The organism is Enterococcus sp. DIV0876 (assembly GCF_050529585.1).
Lineage (GTDB): Bacteria > Bacillota > Bacilli > Lactobacillales > Enterococcaceae > Enterococcus_D.
The window spans coordinates 1,541,006-1,564,035 of record NZ_CP172882.1 but is presented as its reverse complement, the minus strand read 5'-3'; the positions used below and the strand labels follow the sequence as shown (position 1 = coordinate 1,564,035).

The 23,030-nt window shown below is 40.3% G+C and carries 26 protein-coding genes and 2 other annotated features; of the genes, 14 read left to right on the top strand and 12 right to left on the bottom strand.

Annotated features, from left to right (window positions below; genetic code table 11):
- The first annotated feature begins 17 nt into the window (after positions 1-17).
- The 8 genes from IGI41_RS07225 to IGI41_RS07190 all read left to right on the top strand — a co-directional run bounded on the left by IGI41_RS07225 (position 18) and on the right by IGI41_RS07190 (position 4,504).
- Positions 18-695, top strand: coding sequence for a hypothetical protein (locus IGI41_RS07225; RefSeq protein WP_430609077.1), 678 nt, complete (start codon positions 18-20; stop codon positions 693-695).
- 5 nt (positions 696-700) lie between these two features.
- Positions 701-1,555, top strand: coding sequence for a sce7725 family protein (locus IGI41_RS07220; protein WP_430609076.1), 855 nt, complete (start codon positions 701-703; stop codon positions 1,553-1,555).
- Between the two features lie 954 nt (positions 1,556-2,509).
- Positions 2,510-2,731, top strand: a complete 222-nt coding sequence (locus IGI41_RS07215; RefSeq protein WP_430609075.1) for a restriction endonuclease — start codon at positions 2,510-2,512, stop codon at positions 2,729-2,731.
- A complete protein-coding gene (locus IGI41_RS07210) occupies positions 2,640-2,864 on the top strand; it encodes a restriction endonuclease (protein WP_430609074.1) in 225 nt (74 codons plus the stop codon). Before IGI41_RS07215 ends, IGI41_RS07210 begins: the two co-directional genes overlap by 92 nt.
- Before the next feature lie 256 nt (positions 2,865-3,120).
- Positions 3,121-3,486, top strand: a complete 366-nt coding sequence (locus IGI41_RS07205; protein WP_430609073.1) for a hypothetical protein — start codon at positions 3,121-3,123, stop codon at positions 3,484-3,486.
- 33 nt (positions 3,487-3,519) lie between these two features.
- Positions 3,520-3,795 carry a hypothetical protein gene (locus tag IGI41_RS07200; protein ID WP_430609072.1) on the top strand — a complete coding sequence of 92 codons (276 nt, stop codon included), beginning with the start codon at positions 3,520-3,522 and terminating at the stop codon, positions 3,793-3,795.
- Positions 3,792-4,079 (top strand): hypothetical protein, encoded by a 288-nt coding sequence (locus tag IGI41_RS07195; protein WP_430609071.1) that lies wholly within the window; start codon positions 3,792-3,794, stop codon positions 4,077-4,079. Before IGI41_RS07200 ends, IGI41_RS07195 begins: the two co-directional genes overlap by 4 nt.
- Before the next feature lie 77 nt (positions 4,080-4,156).
- Positions 4,157-4,504, top strand: coding sequence for a DUF2200 domain-containing protein (locus IGI41_RS07190; protein WP_430609070.1), 348 nt, complete (start codon positions 4,157-4,159; stop codon positions 4,502-4,504).
- A 158-nt stretch (positions 4,505-4,662) separates the two neighbouring features.
- On the opposite strand, the gene mgtE is transcribed toward IGI41_RS07190, so the two are convergent.
- Positions 4,663-6,021, bottom strand: coding sequence for a magnesium transporter (gene mgtE / locus IGI41_RS07185; RefSeq protein ID WP_430612654.1), 1,359 nt, complete (start codon positions 6,019-6,021; stop codon positions 4,663-4,665).
- A 318-nt stretch (positions 6,022-6,339) separates the two neighbouring features.
- On the opposite strand from mgtE, the gene IGI41_RS07180 reads away from it, so the two are divergent.
- Entirely contained in the window at positions 6,340-7,296 is a 957-nt protein-coding gene (locus IGI41_RS07180) for a DNA/RNA non-specific endonuclease (RefSeq protein WP_430612652.1), read from the top strand.
- A gap of 51 nt (positions 7,297-7,347) precedes the next feature.
- Here the strand turns inward: IGI41_RS07180 and IGI41_RS07175 are convergent, their stop codons facing one another.
- A complete protein-coding gene (locus IGI41_RS07175; protein WP_430612650.1) occupies positions 7,348-7,611 on the bottom strand; it encodes a LexA family protein in 264 nt (87 codons plus the stop codon).
- 200 nt (positions 7,612-7,811) lie between these two features.
- Between IGI41_RS07175 and IGI41_RS07170 the strand changes: the two genes are divergently transcribed.
- Both IGI41_RS07170 and IGI41_RS07165 read left to right on the top strand, forming a co-directional pair.
- Entirely contained in the window at positions 7,812-8,156 is a 345-nt protein-coding gene (locus tag IGI41_RS07170) for a helix-turn-helix domain-containing protein (RefSeq protein WP_430612648.1), read from the top strand.
- Between the two features lie 90 nt (positions 8,157-8,246).
- A complete protein-coding gene (locus IGI41_RS07165; protein ID WP_430612646.1) occupies positions 8,247-8,735 on the top strand; it encodes an AmiS/UreI family transporter in 489 nt (162 codons plus the stop codon).
- A 41-nt stretch (positions 8,736-8,776) separates the two neighbouring features.
- Here IGI41_RS07165 and trpA read toward each other — a convergent pair whose 3' ends face one another.
- Genes trpA through trpE form a run of 7 tightly spaced genes read right to left on the bottom strand, consistent with a single transcriptional unit; the run spans position 8,777 to position 15,185 of the window.
- Positions 8,777-9,541 (bottom strand): tryptophan synthase subunit alpha, encoded by a 765-nt coding sequence (gene trpA, locus IGI41_RS07160; protein WP_430612644.1) that lies wholly within the window; start codon positions 9,539-9,541, stop codon positions 8,777-8,779.
- A gap of 1 nt (position 9,542) precedes the next feature.
- Positions 9,543-10,736, bottom strand: a complete 1,194-nt coding sequence (gene trpB, locus IGI41_RS07155; protein ID WP_430612642.1) for a tryptophan synthase subunit beta — start codon at positions 10,734-10,736, stop codon at positions 9,543-9,545.
- Positions 10,717-11,379 carry a phosphoribosylanthranilate isomerase gene (locus tag IGI41_RS07150; RefSeq protein WP_430612640.1) on the bottom strand — a complete coding sequence of 221 codons (663 nt, stop codon included), beginning with the start codon at positions 11,377-11,379 and terminating at the stop codon, positions 10,717-10,719. Before IGI41_RS07150 ends, trpB begins: the two co-directional genes overlap by 20 nt.
- Positions 11,376-12,134 carry an indole-3-glycerol phosphate synthase TrpC gene (trpC, locus tag IGI41_RS07145; protein ID WP_430612638.1) on the bottom strand — a complete coding sequence of 253 codons (759 nt, stop codon included), beginning with the start codon at positions 12,132-12,134 and terminating at the stop codon, positions 11,376-11,378. The genes IGI41_RS07150 and trpC overlap by 4 nt, the downstream gene beginning before the upstream one ends.
- A gap of 24 nt (positions 12,135-12,158) precedes the next feature.
- On the bottom strand, positions 12,159-13,208 hold the full coding sequence (trpD, locus tag IGI41_RS07140; RefSeq protein WP_430612636.1) for an anthranilate phosphoribosyltransferase: 1,050 nt from the start codon (positions 13,206-13,208) through the stop codon (positions 12,159-12,161).
- Positions 13,209-13,212: 4 nt separating this feature from the next.
- The gene (locus tag IGI41_RS07135; RefSeq protein ID WP_430612634.1) at positions 13,213-13,800 is read right to left on the bottom strand and encodes an anthranilate synthase component II; all 588 of its coding nucleotides are present in this window, start codon (positions 13,798-13,800) and stop codon (positions 13,213-13,215) included.
- Positions 13,797-15,185 carry an anthranilate synthase component I gene (gene trpE, locus IGI41_RS07130; protein ID WP_430612632.1) on the bottom strand — a complete coding sequence of 463 codons (1,389 nt, stop codon included), beginning with the start codon at positions 15,183-15,185 and terminating at the stop codon, positions 13,797-13,799. The genes IGI41_RS07135 and trpE overlap by 4 nt, the downstream gene beginning before the upstream one ends.
- Before the next feature lie 73 nt (positions 15,186-15,258).
- Positions 15,259-15,508 (bottom strand) — a binding site (T-box leader).
- Positions 15,509-15,560: 52 nt separating this feature from the next.
- Positions 15,561-15,772 (bottom strand) — a binding site (T-box leader).
- Between the two features lie 546 nt (positions 15,773-16,318).
- Here trpE and IGI41_RS07125 point away from each other — a divergent pair.
- The 3 genes from IGI41_RS07125 to IGI41_RS07115 all read left to right on the top strand — a co-directional run bounded on the left by IGI41_RS07125 (position 16,319) and on the right by IGI41_RS07115 (position 18,132).
- Positions 16,319-16,681: a hypothetical protein gene (locus tag IGI41_RS07125; protein ID WP_430612630.1), complete on the top strand. Its 363-nt coding sequence runs from the start codon at positions 16,319-16,321 to the stop codon at positions 16,679-16,681.
- Positions 16,682-16,807: 126 nt separating this feature from the next.
- Positions 16,808-17,341, top strand: a complete 534-nt coding sequence (locus tag IGI41_RS07120; protein ID WP_430612628.1) for a sigma-70 family RNA polymerase sigma factor — start codon at positions 16,808-16,810, stop codon at positions 17,339-17,341.
- Entirely contained in the window at positions 17,338-18,132 is a 795-nt protein-coding gene (locus tag IGI41_RS07115) for a hypothetical protein (RefSeq protein ID WP_430612626.1), read from the top strand. The genes IGI41_RS07120 and IGI41_RS07115 overlap by 4 nt, the downstream gene beginning before the upstream one ends.
- Before the next feature lie 424 nt (positions 18,133-18,556).
- Here the strand turns inward: IGI41_RS07115 and IGI41_RS07110 are convergent, their stop codons facing one another.
- From IGI41_RS07110 to IGI41_RS07100, 3 genes are all read right to left on the bottom strand, one after another.
- Complete coding sequence (locus tag IGI41_RS07110; RefSeq protein WP_430612624.1) at positions 18,557-20,101, bottom strand: AbgT family transporter; 1,545 nt, start codon at positions 20,099-20,101, stop codon at positions 18,557-18,559.
- Between the two features lie 311 nt (positions 20,102-20,412).
- Positions 20,413-21,747, bottom strand: coding sequence for a dihydrolipoyl dehydrogenase family protein (locus IGI41_RS07105; protein WP_430612622.1), 1,335 nt, complete (start codon positions 21,745-21,747; stop codon positions 20,413-20,415).
- Positions 21,748-21,971: 224 nt separating this feature from the next.
- Entirely contained in the window at positions 21,972-23,018 is a 1,047-nt protein-coding gene (locus tag IGI41_RS07100) for an NAD-dependent epimerase/dehydratase family protein (RefSeq protein WP_430612620.1), read from the bottom strand.
- Positions 23,019-23,030: the final 12 nt, after the last annotated feature.

Below are 23,030 nucleotides of genomic sequence, written 5' to 3'. Positions count from 1 at the left end.
AAGAAGTTGGCATAATCATGAAAACAGCATTAACGGTCGAGATGGAAGAAGCGCTCTATTATTATTGTCGTGAAAATAGTGACATCGTGGTCGAAGAAGTGGTGATGCCTGATGATCAAGGGATCGTCGATACACTCAGTTGCCGCTTAACTGCTGAGGAGGTATTTGAATGGCGCTGTTACGAATTAAAAGTTAGTTTAGCGGATTTTCGTTCAAAAGCAAAGCTTTCTTTTATCGGTCATTATAATTATTTTGTTTTGCCCAAAGCGTTATATGAAAAAGTCAAAGACCAGATTCTTCCTACGATCGGTGTATTGGTTTATCATCAGTTTGTAGAAAAAGATACTAGCAGAAAAGGCTACTTCAGCGTTGAAAAGAAGCCACAACGGCAACAACTGCAAGTCTCTGAAAAAGCGCTATTGTTCCGGTTGATTTCAGCGCAAGCAAGAGAAGTCAGCAAAGCCAAACAAACTGCTCGAGGACTAAGAGTCTTCTCGACAGAACGATTATATCAAGAATTGAAAAAAAGACAGCCAGCATATGATTTATTTGGCGGCGGCATCAATTACTATGATCGCTTTATAGAAGATACACAAAATCAAGCGACTGAAGCGTTAAAAGAAGAGTTGGCTGCAACAAGAGCAGCGTATGAAACTTTAGAGAAACGATTACTAGATGAACCAAAGGAAGGGTGAGAGGGGTGTACTATCCATATTTGCGGGGCAAACAATTCGATTTATTGGCCTTGAAATCTTTGCTGGAATCAGATTTGCTCTCTCGCAGTATCCAACCAATCATTGAGCCTGTAAAACAGTCAAAAGCCTTTTGGACAGTTGTTGATTTGCTGAAGCAAAAAAATCATCCTTGTTTTATTATCGATAATCCTTCAGCTGGTGATTTTCTGACTGATGAAGGATTGCAAGAATTAATTGCCATACCATTGCAGAAAGCAAGAATCGTCGATCAGCCAATCGAAACCTATGAAATATCACCTGATATGTGGATCATACACCAGGCTGAGGCAGCTTTAGAAAGCGACTGGCTAAATAATCAGATCCCGATTCTTTTGAGCAAAGAATTTCGTTTGTTGAATCGTGTCGCAGGACCCAAAATCATCATGGAAGATCCGTTTACGCGGTTGCCTAAGCATTCATTTTATACAGAATATGCTACTGAAATGTTTTCTTCACGAAAAAAAACATATCAACAACTAGGCTTTTATGGATATAGCGATTTTTCGATTGACAGCAAAATCTATTATGAATCTAGTTATCCGTCGAAACGTATCGCTATTCATTGGATCTTTCCAGATGCTACTGGCGAATTACATATTGCACATTTGGTTTCTGATGAAGATTTAGCCAATCAAAAGGCAAAATTTTTCCAAGTGATGGATCAATTGTCGCTTCATGAACAATCATTTCCCACGCAAACTCTAGGATTGCAGCTTTTGCAGGAATCGGTAGTGCAAGATAAATTTCCTGGTATGGGCGTTATCAGAAAAGCTTCAGTCATGAACCATTTAGAATTGGTCAGCCGATTGTGGGATAAATAATCATGGTCAATGTTGTTGATCTGTTGCAGTGCTTATTAAATTATGCGATAGGTCAACAGGATTATTGGTATCTGGTAAATATTTTTTCGCAAAAATGCGTCATTATTTATAATTTTCGGTCATGATTGCTTTTTGCACCGAAAATCAGTGTAATTTACCGTTTAAAGAGGGAGGTTAGCAGAGAATTTTAGTTTGTTGACGGTAAATGGAAATTATTTATATTTTAGTTTACATAATATATATTATACAAAGTTATATAGAAAAAAGAATAGCGATCAACAAGTCATTTTTATTTAACCAAGGTCCCTCCAACATGCTTTTTTAACACAAAAACCTCTCTTTTAACCTAAATTCTTTTATAAACATTAAAATATTTCTTTTTTTGGTTTTTGAGGATTCATTTCATATGCCAACAACCAACCAATGATTGATTCAATCATTGGTTGGTTCGCAGAATTCCTATATACGTTGGCCGTTTGATAATTTGATTCCAACGGTTCTTCGTTTGAGGTTGTTTCAATTTATGGCACTTATTTTTATCTGTACCTTGATGTGTTTGCGTACTTAATTATAGAAAATAATTGTTCCAATTAAAAATGTTCCATCATTGGCTATGGCCATTTATCTGAATCATCTATTTTGAAATCTTGTATGAACAAGAAACAACTAGTTGCAACGCGTTTAACTAGTTATATACGCATTTTTTGTCGAATCACTCTGAGTATACGAAATCATCATAAAGGGTAATCAGAATGTCAAAAAAAGAATAAAAATCATTTAGGGATACTTAATATGGTTTTTTTGCTGGCTTTTTATGTTTTTTATGACGCTGGTTTCATTGTTATATTATACATAGGGGCTGGTGCAACCTTCTTGGGTTTAATTCTCCTGTTCTATCCCCTCTTAAGCAGGCATAACCGATTTTCAAGTGTGCAATGAAGGCACATCGATAAAATGACTGAAACCGACTTTGAAGACTATACAACTTATTTATTGTCTAAACATCAGTTTGAAAAAGTCAGGCAGACAAAGGCCTATGGCGATCAAGGGATAGATGTGAGTGCTAAGAAAGACGGTGTTACTTATGGCATCCAATGTAAACGTTGGAAAAAGAATGTCGGTAATAAAGCCATACAAGAAGTTTATGCTGGTATTGGCTATTACTTCACTGGATAAGGCTATCGTTTTAACGAATAGCTATTTTACTGATTCTGCCAAAGAGCTGCCTCAAAGGTTAAACGTCGCGCTATGGGATCGATCGACCCTAACTAAAATGACCGAACATACAGCAACTTTGGATAAGAAATAAACGGTGCACCGTCATACTACTTGCTGATTGTTTGCCTATTTTCGTTATCAAAAGGATACACCCGACTCCCCTCACTTTTTTATTTTCTTCCTCACTTCTTTGAAACATGCACGTTTTGCGAACCAATCATTATCATGTAGATCAACAATATTTGGTTCAAAATCCACCTATTGCATGCATGAATGCAAATTTAAAAAACTGTTCGCTTTACAAAAGGGAACAAATGTTTGTATGATATAGATGAGAGGTGATTGTGATGGGTATGATACAGCCCTATGAGGATCGGAAGAAATTAAAGTGGCAAGGTTTTTTTCTTTCTGAACATACGACAGAGATTGATACAGAGACCCAACGGCAGTTTCACTGTCCACCAAAAGAAGCACTCTCGTCTGAAGAAATCAATCAGTGTTTATTTGAAGCAATGAAAAAAAATCGTGCGGTAGCGATCCAGCGAGAAGAAGTTGACCAAGAGGGTCACTATCCACCTGATATCACTGGTAAAATCAGCGGCTATGATTCCCTCGGTATTTATCTTAGTGGTGAATCAGTAGAAAAGATCCATTACGATGAGATTCGGCATGTGGCTTTTTTTGAGGATAAGAAATGGTTTGATGTGACGTGATAATCTGAAATCTATCGAAAGGACTGATCGATCTTGGAAACAATCAAAGGAACTGTCTCAAAAATCAAGATGCTTTCTTTTACGGCGTCTCCCCTCCTGCGCTTTACGATTGGTACGACCAACTGTTTGATTGCCAAGCATAGCTTGAACTTTTTGGGTGATGTAAAGGAAGGTATGTATGTCGTTGTTGGTGGTCAGTGGAATGCGCGTAAGCAGTTTGTGGTCCAGAAATATGCTGTGTATGGCAAGACGAGAATCATGTTGGATATGGACCATTATCGGCAATCTATCAAGGTGGTACAAAAATGAGAGCACAAGACTTACTCACAGCGTTATCGAATGGCATTGATCCAGAAAAGTTGAGCGGTATCTATTTGCAGTATCAAGAGAACCTAGTCCCCTTTACAACGATAGCTGTCGATAGCCATAATCAACTGATTCTATTTTTTGAACCAAATAAATCTGCTTTATCATTAAAGGAAGTATATACCCAGTTGATGTTGCACAAAAATTTGACCTTGCGTTATTGGGATGGCGAGCAACGGCAGAAAGTATATGGATTTCGTGAACAAGATGGAAAAATTATTTTTTAGCAAAACAAACACGCGTCACTTTCGACAACTATGATCAAATATTGTATGCTAAAGAAAACAAGAACGGAGTTTTTATGATGGCCAGACAACACATCACTGAAATCAGCTTTGCCAAGGTATACCCCCTCTATATCGCTAAAGTTGAAAGAAAACAACGATCAAAAGATGAAGTAGATGATATTATTCACTGGTTGACGGGATATGATGAAGATGGAATCCAACAGCAAGTTTCCGCAGCTGTTTCTTTGGCTGATTTTTTTGCGCAAGCGCCAGCGTTGAACCCTGCTAGAAAAACGATCACTGGCGTCATTTGTGGTATTCGTGTGGAAGATATTCAAGAGCCTATGGTGCAAGAAATTCGTTATTTGGATAAATTGATCGATGAATTGGCAAAAGGCAAAGCGATGGATAAAATATTACGCTAAATCAACAAGAAAATATGGGTTCAGATATGTTTGTTTTTTTGCTGCTGAATCGTTATACTAAGAGTACCTTGGCAGGGGCATACGCCTATCCCCCCTATCTGTTTGCTACATTACAGATAGGGGGCTTTTTTTATTTATATAGTTGGTAACAGGTCCCCTTACAGCAAGTGGCCTAGCAACGCATTAACTGACACGAAATAAATAAATAAACCTGCGATATCTTTGATCGATGTAATGATTGGCGCCGAACCTGCCGCTTGGTCAATATTTAGTTTAATCAAGACAAAAGGTACCAAGAAACCTAATGCAGCGGCAAGTGTCATGGCAAAGACTAACGATATGCCTACTGCCACGCCTAACATGGGTATTCCCTGCCAAACAGATGCAGCCAAACCAGATATGACCCCAACAATCAAGCCCAAACTAAAGCCAATCCATACTTCTTTTAAGAAATATTTGGTAAATTTCGATAGATCGATATGCCCTAACGACATCCCTCGAACGAATACAGTTGAAGATTGCGTGCCGACATTTCCACCCATATCCATGATCAATGGGATGAAAATAGCGACTGCTGCCACAGATTCTAATGTTTGTTCGAATTCATCAATCACCACACCAGCTAAAAGTCCAGCCATTAAGGTAATGACTAAAAATGGCAAACGTACTTTCCAAATCTGCCAAACATTGCCATTGATCAACACATTGCTGCGATCCGCTTCATTGGATGCAACGTCCACTAATCCTGCTTGGTTGAACATATCTTCTGTCGTTTCCAATTCCAAAATATCAATGGCATCATCCACAGTCATGATTCCGACTATCCGTGCTTCGCGATCGACAACAGGCAATGCAATGACATCAAGTTCGTTCAATAAGCGCGCTGCTTCTTCTTGATCAGTATTTGTAAAGACGTAGATCACTTCACGTGACATAATGTCGCTGATCAGCTGATCTCCTTGAGCAATCAATAATTCTTTTAATGACAATACGCCCTGCAGCTTTTTCGTTTGATCAGTAACATAGAGTGTATAAATCGTTTCTTTTTCTTTTGCTTGCGACCGAACTTTTGCCAAGGCTGCATCAACAGTCATCTCTTTTTTTAAAGTAATAAATTCAGGCGTCATTAAGCGACCAGCAGTCTCTCGCTCATAGCCTAAAAGCAGATTGGTAGCAGCTCGTTCAGCATCCGTCAGTGATTGCAGCAACTTTTTGGTCACGCTGGCAGGAAGTTCATCTAATAAACGGACCCGAACATCAGGGGCCATCTTATTGATAAATTCCGTTGCGCCCTCATCAGTGAAAGAACGTAATAAATGATGTTGCGCGGACGGCTGCAGTTCCTCGAACAATGCTAAGGCTTTGTCTTTTGGCAATAATCGGAAAACAATCACTTTTTCATTGGTTGATAATTGGGAGAAAATTTGTAATAGCGGTAACTCCTCGATCGTTAAGAGTAATGTTTTTAAGGCTTCTGTATTGTTTGTGTGTAAATGATGCAAAAAAGTCTCTTCCATTGTTACCATCTCCTTCTTAGTGGGTTTGCTTGGCATGTATCATCTGAAAAATCTCTAGTCTATCTCTAAGACGCATTGTTATGACCTATATTGCTTTTTGTGCATGGATGAAATGCCCAAGAACAAAGTCAATCTAAAAGATGAATGACTGGTCTTTTATGTAATCCTAGCGCAACTAATTTTTATAAGCAACAAAAATCATTTTCGATAATTTTTTTATATCCATTGAATAATAACAGCTATCAATGTTTTGCTTGAACTCATCCGGATTTGTTATATAATAAACCAAGGTTAAACAAAAAAGAAAAGGATAGCGATATGAAAAAAAAGAAACGTACTATTGGCAGTTTGATTGTGATTGGGATGATTGGTTTGGCACTTTGGGGACAACAAACCTTCTTCTCGCCTTCTGAAGAAGCCCAACCCACAATCAGTGCCTCTGAGTCAGAACTGGCGAGATTGTCATACGATGGCACACAGACGATCGAAGTCAACCATAATCAACCGACTTTTTCTGAGGCACAACTGTCTATCAAAGATGGAGCTTGGGCGCGTTATGGGGAATTAGATACACTTAACCGAGCAACATCAGCTGAAGCTATGCTGAATCAGTCATTGATGCCTACTGAAAAACGCGGGGATATTTCAAGTGTCAAACCGACTGGCTGGCATAGTAAAGAGTTGCCCAGTGGCAGTTACCTCTATAATCGTACCCATTTGATTGGTTTTGCTTTAGCTGGTGAAAATGCCAATTGGAAAAACTTGATCACGGGTACTAGTCAATTAAATAACCCTGAGATGTTGCGGTTTGAGATGGATATCAATCATTATCTGAAACAAGATGCCGACCATTATGTCCGTTATGCAGTCACCCCGATTTACCGTGGGGACGAATTGGTTGCTCATGGTGTGCACATGCAAGCTCAGTCTATCGGCGATGAGACGATTCAATTCAATATTTATATCTTCAATATCCAAGATGGTGTCACGATCAATTATCAGGATGGAACAAGTCGCCTATCTCAATCAACAAGTAAGTCCAACACAGATACGACGCGTACGAAGACAGCTATTTCTGATAGCACTGAGTATGCTGAATCCTCAGCTGATCAAGTCACTTATGTAGATCAGCAAGGCAATGGTCTGATCAAAGGGTCTAAAAGCGGGATCTATCATCTGCCAGGTTCCGCCTATTATGAGGACACGACCAATCCTAAAGAATGGTTTAAAACGATAGCTGAAGCAAAAGCTGCTGGCTACCGTGCACCAAAATAAAAAAGCCTTTTTGGCTTTTTTATTTTGGTCATAGACTGTGCTGATAGCCCTTCACTCAGCTTTGGCTGTCACTAATTCTGCCTCTTTGATTTCTGATACATAGGCGCGGCCTTTATCAGTGAAGTGTAGGCCACGAGATTTAAAACGGCGCTCTCGATAAATCAGTCCTCTTTTCTCCATTCGTACCAAATGGCGGTGGATCAATGAGGTCGTTTTGATTCCTTCACTGGCACAGATTTCTCTAACGGTAGGCGAACAACCTTGCTCTCGCATGTACGTATCAATAAACACAATAATTCGATCTCTTCGTAACATTTAGTGTCCCCTTTCTGCAAGATAGTCTTGCGTGAACCATAAACTTACTTATCTTGAATATTTTATTGCCTTTGGGTAATAGTATAAAGCAATTATTACCAGTGAACAACAGTTTTTTCTTTTCGGCTATAGTTTTCATCGCATTTCAAATCTTTAGACCGTATCATAAAATTAACAAACGAATGAAACGAGGAACATACATGAGTTTTGGCGAAAATCTAAAAAAATTCCGTGAAGAGAAACAGCTTGGCGTCAATCAGTTGGCGCTTAAATCTGGTGTAAGTGCAGCCCAGATTTCGCGTTTTGAAAACGGTAAGCGAATGACGCCCCATATCGATACCGCCAAAAAATTAGCAGATGCCCTTTCTGTCCCGCTGACATTGCTGATTGGAGAACCTGTTTATTATTCTTCTGATGATTTAAACAAAAAACAACAAAAGATAGCCAGTATGGTCGATGAATCAATGTCCGAAGAAGAAATTGCCGATATTCTTGATTATATTGATTTTATCAAATTAAAACGCAAAAAAAATGAAAAACAGTAATTTTTTTTATAAAAAATGAAATTTATTTTGGTGTGCTTTTCAAATATCCTAAACTTTGTTATTCTATATTCAGAATAAAGGAGGATTTTTATGTTAGGCATTGGACTGTTTTTCGTAGGTATAACCTTAATAATCAATGGTTGGGGCAGTTTGTTGGACATTGATCATCGGTCATTATCTTTGATTAATTTATTTACTGGCTCGTTATCATTCATCATTAATATACTCTACATGCTACAAGGAGCTTATTATGAAGCAGGAACTGGCTTTTTATTTGCTTTTACCTATTTATTAGTGGGTGTCTTGTATCTGTTCGATTTAGATATGCGTATTTATGGTATTTATGCGCTTTTTGTCGCCATCAATACGATTCCTTTTGCATGGATCAGCTGGCAATGGGAACATGATTGGGTGTTTGCGCTTATTTGGTTGATTTGGGGCTGCCTTTGGTTTTGCGGTTTCTTAGATTCGGTTGTCAAAATCAATTTTGGCAAATCGATCCACTATTTTGCGATTGTTTGCGGCATCTTTACTACATGGCTGCCAGGTATACTTATGTTGACTGGCTTGTACGCATAAAAGAATGAGGAGATGATCATTGATCGTTTCCCCATTCTTTTTTATTTGACCAATGATTTCAGTACATTCTCAGCTTCAGTGAAAGAATGATTTAAAGCAGCAACGATTGCTGAGCCAATGACTACACCGTCACATATTTGACTGAATCTTTTGACGTCAGCGGCTGAACGAATACCAAATCCTGCCAGCACTGGAATCGGACTGATTTGTACCACTGTTTGTAAATGGGCATCTAATGTCTCTGAAAATGACGTTCCTTTGCCAGTGACACCATTCACTGTGACTGCATAAACAAAGCCATCTGCTTCTTTGGTCAACTCTTTGATTCTAGTTAAAGGACTTGTGAGGGAGACCAATGTAATCAAAGCAAGGTCTGATGATTCCAAAATTGCTGTGACCAAATCACGATGCTCATAAGGCAAATCGGGAATAATCAATGCTTTGACTGCGGTTCCTTCAAGTGCAGCAACCAAAGCCGGGAAACCATAATGAAAGAACGAATTTGCGTAACCCATAAGGATCAGGGGAATCTCAGTTTCTAATTGTTGTAGTGTGTCCACGATTGTTTTAAAAGTCGTGCCATTCATGCGTGCTTGCATACCAGCTTGTTGGATAATCGGTCCATCTGCCACCGGATCAGAAAAAGGAATCCCGATTTCAATCGCTGTTGCCCCATATTCAGCCATCAAGTCGATTTCTGCTTGCAGTCGAGACAATCCATTGGCTCCGGCCATGAGATAAGGAACAAAAATAGTTTTTTCTGCAGCTTGTTGCTGCATATATGTCGTAAATGATGATTTTGTCATCTTAGATCCCCTGCCCTTCTTCACGTTCTTTGATTTGTTGAACATCTTTATCGCCTCTTCCTGATAAACAAACCACTAGTAACTGGTCTTTCGCCATAGACGGCGCTACTTTGATGGCTTGCGCAATCGCATGGGCACTTTCTAGCGCCGGAATGATTCCTTCTGTACGGGATAGCTGATAGAAAGCCGAGACAGCTTCTTGGTCATCGATTGCTTGATATGTCGCTCTTTTTAATTCTTTTAAGTAAGAATGTTCAGGTCCAACCCCTGGATAATCCAGTCCAGCTGAAATCGAATAAGGTTCGATCACTTGACCATCGTCATCTTGTAACAAATGCATTCTAGCACCATGAAGAATACCTACAGTCCCTTTTGTTAAAGTTGCAGCATGTTCAGTCGTTTCCACACCCATCCCTGCTGCTTCAACACCAACCAATTGGACAGAAGGATCATCGACAAAGGGGTAAAACATCCCCATCGCATTGCTGCCGCCCCCAACGCAGGCTAGCACGAGGTCAGGCAAACGCCCTTCTTCGGCCAAAATCTGTTGTCGGGTCTCTTTACCGATGACACTTTGAAAATCGCGGACGATTTCTGGAAAAGGATGCGGACCTAAGACAGAGCCCATGACATAATGGGTATCTTCAACTGTTGCTACCCAGTAACGCAGCGCTTCATTGACAGCATCTTTTAAAGTTTGATTACCAGATGTAACTGAGATAACTTTAGCGCCTAATAATTCCATCCGAAAAACATTCAGTGCTTGTCGTTTTACATCAACGGCCCCCATAAAGATCGTGCAGTCCATCCCAAAAAGTGCAGCCGCTGTGGCAGTAGCGACACCATGTTGACCAGCGCCGGTTTCCGCAACAACTTTTTGTTTGCCCATTCGTTTAGCCAATAACACTTGCCCTAATGCATTATTGATTTTATGGGCCCCTGTATGGTTCAAGTCTTCTCTTTTAAGATAAATTTTGGCGCCGCCCAATACATTTGTCAGATTTTCAGCAAAATATAGCGGCGTTTGTCTTCCAACATAATTTCGCAGATAATTTGACAGTGTCTCTTGAAATACTATGTCTTGTTGCGCCTCTCGATAGGTGGCTTCTAATTGTTGAACAGCATACATTAATGTTTCTGGTACGAATTGACCGCCAAAAAGACCAAAAAAACCTTTACTCGTTGGTTGTTTCATTGATTGACAACTCCTTTACTTTTTGTATGAACGCGGTGATTTTTGCACTGTCTTTTGTCCCATTCGTCTCGACCCCGCTAGAGATATCGACAGCATACGGAGTAAAACACGTGATTGCTTGCTGGACATTTGTTAAGTTCAATCCACCTGCGACGAATAGTGGCTTGCTGACAGTATGTTCTTTTGCCGCTATATGCCAGTTAAAGGTCTGACCATTGCCACCAGCGTAAGCTGTCGTGTCCGCTGGCGCATCTAATAGAATAAAATCTGCTAACGACGACTGCAATTTTTCCTTCAAGTCAAGCGCCTCCCCATTGAAGGCTTGGATCACCGATACATCTAACTGTTGAAAGGCACCTTTTTCGAGCGCTTGTTGAACAGAAGGTGTAATGGTGCCGTGCAATTGAATATGCGATAAGCCAACGATGTCACATGTGTGTTTTATATCGATAAATGTTGGTTGGACAAAAACGCCTACTTTATGGATCGCAGCTGGTACACGTGTGGTGATTTTTTTGGCTGCATCAGCCGTAATAAAACGACGACTATTGGCAAAAACAAAACCGAGATAATCCGCACCTGCCGCAACAGCCGCTGCAACATGGGTTTCTTGCGTCAAACCGCAAATTTTGACTTTCGTCATTGACGTTTCACCTGCAATTCTTTGACTGTCCTAGAAATATCGCTACTGCGCATCAAGGTCTCGCCTACCAATACGCCATGATAAAAGGGTACGACTTGTTTGACATCATGACTCGTTTGAAAACCTGACTCACTAATAAAAACTGTATCGTTTGCCTGCGGCGCCAATTGAACACTGACATCGATCGATACATCGAAGGTACGTAAATCCCGGTTATTGATACCTATGATCTTAGCCCCTAAAGTTTGTGCGCGTGCGAACTCTTCCTTATTATGCACTTCTACAAGGACTTCCAATCCTAGATCAATGGCATCTAAATATAGAGCAGTTAACTGTTGATCAGATAAAGCCGCAACAATCAAAAGGACGATACTTGCGCCAGCGTTTTTTCCCCGAATCAATTGCTTTCGACTGATAATGAAATCTTTACACAGTAGAGGAAGATCTACCACTTGACTGACTTTGCGTAGATCTTCGATTGAGCCGTTGAAATACTGTTCATCCGTTAAAACCGATATGGCACTCACCCCTGCTTTTTGATAGGCGATTGCCTGCGCAACACAATCGACCGTTTGATTGATCACACCCTTAGACGGAGAAGCACGTTTGACCTCTCCAATCAAATGCATATGCTGGGGATTGTGTTGTATCATTTGAAAAAAAGAGGGTCTAGATTTGCTCACCTTCAGAACCTCTTCAGGCATATTCGCTATTTCTTCAGCTTTAGTTGTTAAAATACGGGTCAAAAAATCCATCATATCTCTCCTTTGGTCAAAGTATTAGACAATATGTTTGTTGGTCGCTGAAATCAGCGCCTGTAATTTATCATAGGCAGCACCAGATGCAATACAGTGCCGAGCCATCTCGAATCCTGCTGAAAACGTATTGACTGTTCCGTTGGCATAAAAGCCCAATCCGGCGTTTAGTACAACCGTTTCTAGGTAAACAGAAGGCTTATTCTGTAGGACTTCTGTCAAAATCACTGCATTGCGTGATGCATCCCCACCAATGATTGCTTGAATAGGTGCCGAGACAAACCCATAGTCCGTGGGATCAAGAACAAGTTGAGTGACATTCGTTCCTTGGAACGAACTGATTTGGACAGGACCGGCTAAGTTGGCTTCATCCATCCCTTGATGCCCGTGGATGACCATCCCTCGTTTACGGCCTAATGCCCCTAAACTCTGAGCGGTATCAGCAAGGGTGTCCCCAGCATAGGTGCCCATCAATTGCGTGGTCAACTGTACCGGATTGATCAATGGACCCAGTAGATTAAAAATGGTCGGTGTCGCCAACTCTTGTCTGACTTTCATGACCGCTTGCATTCCTGGGTGTAATGAGGGAGCAAACAAAAAAGCAATCCCAATCGTAGACAACATTTCCGCGATTTGTTCTGGTGCAGCCAAGATGTTGATTCCGAGACTCGTTAAAACATCCGCGCTGCCAGAACGACTAGAAACACTTCGATTCCCATGTTTGGCCATGGTGATACCGCCAGCAGCTAAAACAAATGCGGTTGTTGTGGAGATATTGAAACTATTGGCATGATCCCCACCAGTGCCACAATTGTCCATCGCATCACCTTGATAGGGGATTGTAACCGCATGTTCTTGCATCACCTGTGCCAATGCAGTCAATTCCTCTGACGTGACACCCTTATTCTTTAGCGCCATCAGTGCAGCGCCCAATTGACTGTCAGTATAGGTACCAGAAAGCACCCCTTGTGCAAATACCCGCATTTGCTGATAATTCAGGTGATAGCCAGAAAATAAATAACTCTGGATCTCTGTTAGACGCTGTGCAGACATTTCAGGAACTATATTTTGCATGATTTTACGCCTCCAATGATTGACTTTGTTGGTCCTTTTTTGTTACTGCGATAAACGCTTCGATAAAGTAGGCACCCTGTGACGTTCCTAATGATTCTGGATGAAATTGCAGCCCAAAAATCGGTTTATCACGATGCTGAATGGCCATGATCGTATTATCTACGGTAGCTAAGACTTCCAGTTCTGGTGGTAGCGAATGTGGATCGATCATGAGCGAGTGATACCGCATCACAGTCATCTCTCCGGTAAAATTTTTCATCAAACCGGTTTTCCGATAATTAAGAGTGGATTGCTTTCCATGCATTACCTGAGGCGCGAGAACAATTTTACCCCCATAGGCCATACCAATTGCTTGATGGCCCAAACAAATGCCCAAAATCGGTTTTCTTGCTTGGAATACTTCTACAATTTTCATCATCTGGCCCGCCTCTTCTGGTCGACCAGGGCCAGGGGAAAGGACGATTCCTGATGCATGCGCGGCAGCGTCAAACAAATTTGGATCATCGTTTCGCATGACTTGAACCGTGTTTTCTGGAAACAACTGGACTAAATTGAATGTGAAAGAATCATAATTATCAACCAAAAGAATCATTTTGCCGCCACCTCCAATAGTGCTTTTGCTTTGTGCAGTGTTTCTTGATATTCAAGCACTGGCTCAGAATCATAAACGATACCCGCACCTGCCTGAACATACCCATATCCGTCTTTTACGATCAATGTGCGGATACCAATGGCGAAATCAGCCTGATCATTTCTAGTAAAATAGCCGACTGCTCCAGCATAAACCCCTCTTCGGACAGGCTCCCATTGGTAAATTCGGGTCATTGCCCTGATCTTGGGCGCCCCGCTGACAGTACCTGCCGGCAATGTTGCCCGCAACGCATCCATTGCCGAGACTTCCTTGCGGCGTTTTGCAGTCACCACCGAGACGATATGCATGACATAGCAATATTTTTCGATCACCATATATACGGGTACTGTGATGCTGCCAATCTCTGCGATCTTCCCTAAATCATTTCTACCTAGATCTATCAGCATCAAATGTTCTGCGCGTTCCTTTTCATCTGATAACAATTCTTGGGCTAAGATTTCATCTGTTTGTTTTGTCTGACCCCGCTTGCGTGTACCAGCAATCGGATTTGTTGTGAGTTGGTCGTCTTTGACTTTGATCAAACTTTCAGGTGAACTGCCAATCACTTTAAAGTCATCTGCTAAATCTAAATAATATAAATAGGCGGAAGGATTGGTGGTTCTTAATTTTCGATAATAATCAAACGGTACTTGTGTAAACGGAGCTTTCAGACGCTGAGAAGGAACTACTTGGAATAGATCACCTTCGCGGATCAGTCCTTTTGCCTGGTTCACGATCATTTCATACTTTTCTTGGGTCATATTGCTTGTAAATATCAATTTTTCATCGCTTGGCGCTTGGTTTTCTGATGCATGGGGTGTCTGTATTTGACGTTGAATAGCTTCAAATATAACCGCCATTTCTTGCTCATCTCGCTGGCTATAACAGTTTTCGACGATGATCGTTAAGGTTTCTCGTTGGTGATCAATGACGATAAAAGTTTCAAAAAGCAAAAATGCTAGATCGGGAATGTGTAGTTCATCCTCCGGCAATAGACCAATGTCTTCATAACAGGCGGCAATATCATAGCCAACATAGCCAATTGCGCCACTTTGTAATGGGATATCCGGTAACGCTGGCAATGCTTGCAAAACGTGCTTTTCCAATTCTTTTAAGGGATCTGTACAAGGTGTTTCAACCGTACGCTGAGCCACTAGATCGTTTATCGCAAATATTCCCTCTTTGTATGTGAGTTTTTTGACCGGATCAAATGCAACGATCGAATATCGGCCGGTGTCCTCTTCTCGGGGAATACTTTCTAATAAACATTTATGTTCTCCTTGGATGCGCAAGAAAACCGATACTGGGGTCAAACAGTCACTGGTGATTTTTGTTGAATAATACATCAATCCTCATCCTCTCTGAATAAAAATAAAAATAAAAATAAAAAAGCCCTCAAGCCAGCATTATTCCTGCTGGCTTGAGGGCGAATCATCGCGGTGCCACCTCAATTTGAAGTATCACAATCAACGGTTTATGGGATACTTCATCTTTATCAGTCGTCTAACAACGACTTTCTGCGCTAACGGGCATCCCCGCATGTTCCTACTCTTGTTTCAAAACATGATCTGCTAAGGCCATTTCCCTCTCTTCTTTGTGCCAGATTCTCATCAAGACTGGCTTTCTGTAACAAAGAAATCGATTGGTACTTCTCTTAGTATGATAGTAATTGGTATGTAATTGATAAAACAAAAAAAGCCCCCACGCAAACAGACTGTCTGCATGAGGGCGAATCTCTCACGGTGCCACCTCAAATTGTACTCTTCATCGTCAATCAACGACTTTGCCCTATAACGGGAGCCCCCGAAATGACCTACTGACTTCAATCATCCGACACAAAAGTCCATTTCTGAAAGATAGATCTACTGATTCACACCACCATCAGCTCTCTGAAAAATCCCACCATCGTACTTCTCTTTTGTATTGCCGTGTTCTTATTGCTAGCAATGTTACGCGATTCTGAATAGTCTGTCAATAGGAAATAGACATTTTTTTTACATACTAGTTATGCTATCTTTAGCAGTCCTTTCACTTGCGCTAGAATCATCGCAGCAACATTTGTGCGCTAGCCCTTTTGCCAGTAGGACTAATACTACTTTTTGATACATGTATTGTATGGTAAAGTTTTTTAAAAGACTGGTTGATAAATCAGTATAAACCACCATTCCTGAACGTAGTAAGCAGCCATTTGCCAAAGTCTTTTAACAATCAAATACTACAGATGACATATTCGCTAAAAAGTATGATCTTCTGTGACAGCTGTATATGATCAAAAAGGTCCGTTATCTATTTTTTTACAATCTATTTATGCATAAGATGTAACAAGCTTTCAGTAATAAGCTTTTAAAAAAACTCTTTTTAATTGAGGACGACAAATGTTTTTTCCTAATTGGTCGTCAGCTAATTAAAAAATAATAGTTTTTAATTATTATAACTGTAATATTTGATATAATGTAGAAAACCGGATTGGAGCTGACCTATGTTGCATAAACGATGGAAACCGAAAACAAATATCGCCTCTTTCTTTGTTTATTTCTTTCTCCTATCCTATGTAGGTGCTGTGATCAAAGATTTCTTTAATGGACAGTTTACAGCAATCGATGGGTGGCGTCTCTTGAATTTGATTGTATTTCTCATAATGACTTACTGGGTGCAACGATCTTTTGGTTCAACGATCAGTATTGTGATCTATGCCAGTTATATGATGGTTGTCGGTTGTCTGTTTGCCTTTGTTTTCAGTGATGTGCCCGTTGCATGGCAAACAGTGACCCTGTACTTCATTGGGGCTTTTTTCGGTAGCATCTTGTGGTATGTGATTGCTGCCAAATGGCTGAGATCCTAAAGATCTTCTTGAATATATGCGAAAAAGCAGTGTTTGTATGGATCTATTTCATCTTGCGCTGCTTTTTTTATTTGTGATAGAAATCACGCTTTGTTCTCGTATAATAAGATGAAGGGAGGCGATGGTGTGCAAGATCATGAAATCATTGCCATGATTCGTGAAAGAAAATATCATGGCTTGGAACAACTAATGGCTGTTTATGGGGAAAGTATGTTGCGCACGATTCATCGCGTCCTCTGCCACCCCCATGAAATCAGTGAACGTCAAGATGTTGCAAATGAGGTTTTTTACGAAGTATGGCGCAACATCGATTCATATGACCCTAAAAAAAGCAGTTTGATGACTTGGTTGCTGATGGTCAGCCGCAGTCGCGCAATTGATCGAAAAAGAAAACGGACCCCAATTGGGAAAGAAATCGATATTTGTGAATGGCACAACAGTGAAATTTACCAATCCCCGCTTGAGAAAGAACAATTCTTGTGTTTGATCGACACGCTCGACGAAATCGATCAAAAGATATTTCTTTATTATTACTTTTATCAAGAAGCCCCACAGTGGATTGCTCAATACATGGGATTAAACACAAGTGCTGTATATAACCGTCTTTCTCGAGGAAGACAAAAACTTAAAGCGTCTTTAGGAAAGGAAGATCAAAGTTGAACTTTAAAGAACTTGTTTTGCTAGAAAATCACCAATTGCATGCAGAACTATCAATAAAAGAAACCCAACAAACCCTCATGACATCCATGAAATACATTTTTTGGCAAGAATTTCTTGATGATATAAAACAATTGTTGGCAGCAGATGAATCGATCATTGGGTATCTTCCACTGACTACCGAAGGAAATATGACATTTACCAATCAAGGAATGGGTGGACTTGCTTATGCGCGGACTGAAAAGGCACAGGAATATATTAGCTTGTTCCAAGATACCAGGGGCAATCGATTGCTTGTTTTTACAGAAAAAAGACTTTTATTTTTTGTGGTGATCGATTATTTAGATGAAGAATCTTATTTCAGCTATCCCTATGAAACGATTTCTGCCTTTACTTGGAAACAAAGGAAGCCGATGCGACATGAATCAACGGAAGCACCAGACATTCTTTTTTATGGTTTCTTTGACTTTCAATCAGATGCAGGTATTTTTTCAGAAGTATTGACCAAAAAAGATTATCAGCTGTTTTTAGATTTTCATACACAAATTCCGTCCTTAAGCAAAATTCCTATCAATGAGAAGGTTTATCGGAAGAATGTATTGGATCGTCTTATAAGTAACTGGCAGTTGAATTACCGCATCATGTATATCATCAATCTGGTATTGATTGCTGTTTTTCTTTTTTTACTACTTGGCGTCTTTCTCAATATAGGTCCTTTTAATGGTTTATATTATAAACATTTTCAACTAGGTATGTCCGTTCTATCCCCTTTTTTCCTTTGGCTGTTTTCATAACAAATTAATCAGATTTTCTTTTTTTTCACCTTGTGATTTTTAAAACGAAAGCGTATGCTTAGATTTGTATCATGGAGGTGTGAAAGATCGAACTTATTGGACATCTGATTTTTTGGATACCAGCGCTTATTTTTATTGTAATTGGTTCATTTTTTATCCATTGGCGCAGAAAAATTTTTCCAACTATTCTTTCAGCGGTACCGTTGGTTTATTTTATGATCCAAATTTTTACATATCGACATTATGAACCAAATCAAGTGTTATTCTATTATTTGGTCGGGTTATTTTTGTCAGTGATTTTACTGATTATAGCCATTCGCTTTTTAAACAAGAAACGTTGATTTGGGTTCTGTTGTGTGAAACTGAACAAATGAAATTCAAAAAAGAAAGGGCAAACTTTTGATCAAGTTCGCCCTTTCTTTTTTTATAAGTACATGGAAGACCCTGGACCCAAGGGAATGTTGAACAGGTAAAAGACAACAAACAAGATGATCCAAGCAATCGTCAATATGATCGTATGCGGCAACATCAATGCTACGATCGTGCCTACACCTGTCTTTTTTTGGTACCTTGATGCGAAAGTAACAATTAGTGCAAAGTATGGCATCAAAGGTGTAACGATATTGATTGGAGAATCTCCAATTCGATACGCTGCTAAGACGGCTTCTGGTGCGACACCTAATTGATATAACAATGGAATGAAAATTGGCGTTAATATCGCAAATTTTGGCACTGCCCCTACTAAAATGAAGTCAAGGATCAAAATCAGCAACATGAAACTGAGAAGCAATGGCAAGCCGCCAAGCGCCATACTTTCGATAGCCGAAGCAGCATTGATCGCCAGAACCGTTCCCATATTGGTGAAATTGAAATAAGCAATAAATTGCGCAATGATCAGTAATAGAAAAATCATTCCGCTTAAATTACCAAAGACTTTTATAATCGGATTGACGACATCTAAACTTGATTTTATCTTGCCTACACCTAAACCATAACAAATCGATGGAATCAAAAAGAGCAACATGATAATCGCTATCAAGCTATCCATAAATGGTGTCGATCCGATAATCTGATTTGTTTCAGCATGTCGTAATGGTGCCCCTGACGGCAATGTGATGACCACAATCAAAAAGACCACTGCGAGGAAACCAAATAATGCATAGCGTAATCCCCTTTGATCATCTGCTTGTTCTTCTAAATTACCATCGAACTGGGTGCGGTCATATATACCTAAACGTGGCTCGATCAATTTTTCGTTGACCAGAGTACAGACGATAACCACCAGAATCGTAGAGGCAATCGAGAAATAGATATTGGCCATCAAATCGATCTGATAGGCTGGATCCACGATTTGCACAGCATCATTCGCAATCTCAGTCAACATACCATCAATCGGTGTAATAAGAATATTGACACCAAACCCAGCAGCAACCCCTGCAAAGGCAGCTGATAAGCCGGCAATTGGATGGCGCCCTACTTTATAAAATACTGCAGCGCCCAGAGGGATCAAAACCAAATATCCTGCATCAGAAGCGATACTGGATAAAACACCTAAGAATACGAGAATCGCTGTTAACAACTGATTGGGGACGACTTTGACAAGTTTATGGATCAAGGAAGCAATCAAGCCGATTTCTTCAGCAAAGCCTACCCCAATCATGGCAACTAGTGTTACGCCGAGTGCTTGGAAACTCATCAAATTCTGTACAACTGAAGTAAACATAAATCGAATACCGTCAACCCCTAATAGACTTTCGACTTTGACCAAAGACTCAGAGAGTTCATGGGTATCTGGGTCGATTGTTTCTAAAACAGCCGAAGCCCCCATCATTTGAAAAATTGCTGATAATCCGATCACGAATGCCATCAATAGCAGAAAAATAATTGCCGGATGCGGTACCTTGTTTCCCAATCGTTCGATGGTATTCAACATGTTATCCATTCGACTGACCTTGTGTTCTTCTTTCATCTCATCACTCCTTCGTGTATTGTTGTAGCAAACAATTATGTCTTATCTATATTATAACATGCCTACTTGAAGTATTGTCTATTTTATAAACAATAAACGAATATTAAATAACTATTGATATTTATCAGGTGATTTCATTTTTTGTTCAGCCTAACATGCGCTTAAGGTTACTTTAAGGTTTGTCTGCTACTATCCAAATAGACATAATAATTAATGTCTGTGCTAGCGGAAACTGGCGCAGGCATTTTTTGCTTTAAACAGATGATCAAATGATATTTGGTGTTTTAAATATAAAATAAAAACCCAATCTATTATAGATTGGGTGTAAAGGCCGATAAATCACTTGAGGGCGAAGGATACGCAAAAATGAGGTGTTCCAATTCCTTAATCGTTGATTTGCTGCCGAGCACAAAAACAAAATCATTGATCAGCGTATCGGCTATTGCTGATAATACTGTGATGGCAACGAGATGATTTTCTTGGTCGTAGGTAAATTTGATTTTGGCTTGTGCATCATTGATTCTTTTATAGGTGTACCAATCAGATAAGTCAATTGTTTCAAAATGGTATTCATCGGCATGGTGGCGGATTGTGGCTTCACTTAATCCGATACGGGCTAGTTTCAAATGCCCAAATACCAATGTCGGGATCAATGGATAGTCGATTGGTGTTTGGTGTCCAAGTAAAATATCAACTAGGTATTCGGCTTCAAAGCTTGCAACTGGCGTTAACTTGGGCTGTTGTTTTGAAAGGACATCGCCGATTGCGAAGATATGCGATTGATTGGTACGCAAACACGAATCAGTAATGATTCCTTGTTTTTCGTATGCGACGCCTGCTTGATCAAGCTGTAACCCATCAATGTTTGGTATTCGACCTGTTGCACCAATAACGAGATCCGCGTTGAGTGTTCCTTTATCTGTTTTCAAGGTATACTTAGCATCCTCTTTGGTCAATGAGATCGAAGTAGTAGAAAAGTGAAATATGATTCCTTGATCGGATAGATATTTGACCAAATCTTGTACGAGTTGCTGGTCAAAGGCCTTTAATGGCTGATCATTATGATGAACCACGTGAACAGTTGCCCCAGCAGCTTGGGCAATGACGGCTAGCTCAAAAGTGATATAGCCTCCACCGATAAAAATAATCTCTGACGGCAATTGTTCCAGAGAAAGAAAATCATCACTGGAAGACAATAAATGACTGCCCGGTATATCTAAAACAGCAGGTCGTTGTCCCGTAGCAATCACGATTTGTTTTCCTCTGATGCGGTCTTCATTTATCGCAATCGTATGTGGATCAACAAACGCCGCTGTGCCATAAAAGGTATCGATGTCTGCGCCTGTTAATCCTTGTTTGGTACTTTGTGGTACTTGATCTGTGTAGCTTCGCTTATGGGCCATCAATTGCGGCCAATCGATCGAGACTTGACCAACGATCCCTGACTGCATCATGGCTTCTGCTTCTCTTTTGACTTCGACGCCCCGCATCAACATTTTTTTTGGGTCGCAACCACGATTCGGGCATGTGCCTCCCCATAATGTATTTTCGATAATGGCGACTTGCTTTCCTTGCTCACTTAATGGATACGCTACTGCTAGGCCCGCGGGTCCCGAACCAATGACCACTACATCATATGTGTCCATATCTTCACTCCTTGCTGTATAGTAAATTATCCTCGCTTCCTCATTTAAGTATAGCGAATAACGTACAGGAGACCAAAAGATTTGCAATAAGTCACATCTTTTTAGTATCTATGACACATGTTCATTCCTCATGGGTATACTGTTTTCGGCACATCAAAAAGGAGTGGCGAAATCCACTCCTTAAAAAATCAGTGACTGAGATTGGTGTAATCGTGGCAGGCTATTTATGCCTCTTTTCCTTCGATCTGTGCCAATTGCAGGAAAAAATGATTTTGCAAGCCTTGATAGACATCAATGACTTGATCACACCATTGATCAAATTCAATATCTGCTTGCTTGAATTCTGGATGTTCCGCCATATAATCCAAATATCGTTGCAATCCTTCTTTTAACGATACTTGACTATCAAATTCTGGCACAATGGATTTTAGACGCGTGATGTCAAAGAGATTAGACCACCGTTTATCCCCTTGGATCGATTGATCAAAGTCATAAGTATGCGCTTGACGCAACAAATCGGTCGGGATATAAACGGGACGATAAGAAACCCCTAATAAATCAGCCAAAGTTTGATATAGCATATCCCATGTATGGCTTGTTGGATTCATGATTTGACATATTTCTCCCACGAATGCTTTTTGCTCAATGATTGGAACGAACCCTTCAGCAAAGTCATCCGCGTGGGTACTTGCCCATAATGATTGCCCCTCACCATGAATGATCACTTCTTTCCCATCGATCATGCGTTGGACCACACCCCAACAATTTTTCCCCTTGATACTCAGCGGAATTCGATCATTCGCATAGGTTTGCGTTGGACGGATGATCGTTACTGGAAAACCTTCTTCATTAAATGCCTGCAAAAAGCGTGCTTCTGCCGCGGCTTTATTTTGACCATAAGCTGAAAATTGGTTGCCAATCGGCGTATCTTCATTTATCAAACACGTGGACTGATGATTTAGGACGGCCACTGTACTGATAAAGATAAATTGGTCCGTTTTTCCTCTGAATAAGGCAATGTTTTGCTCGGCATCTTGTGCATTCCAGATGATGAAGTTAATGACGCAGTCATAGTGTTGATGAGCCAATAAGGAATGCATAGCTTCACTATCCGTGATGTCCCCCCTGATCGTGGTTACAGTTTTGGGCAGTATTGTGTTTTTGTTGCCACGGTTCAATACAAAGACTTGATTGTCTTGATTTGCTGCTAATTTTTTGGTGATAGGTAATGAAATGGTTCCAGTTCCGCCAATAATCAGTATGCGTTTCATGTATCCACCCTC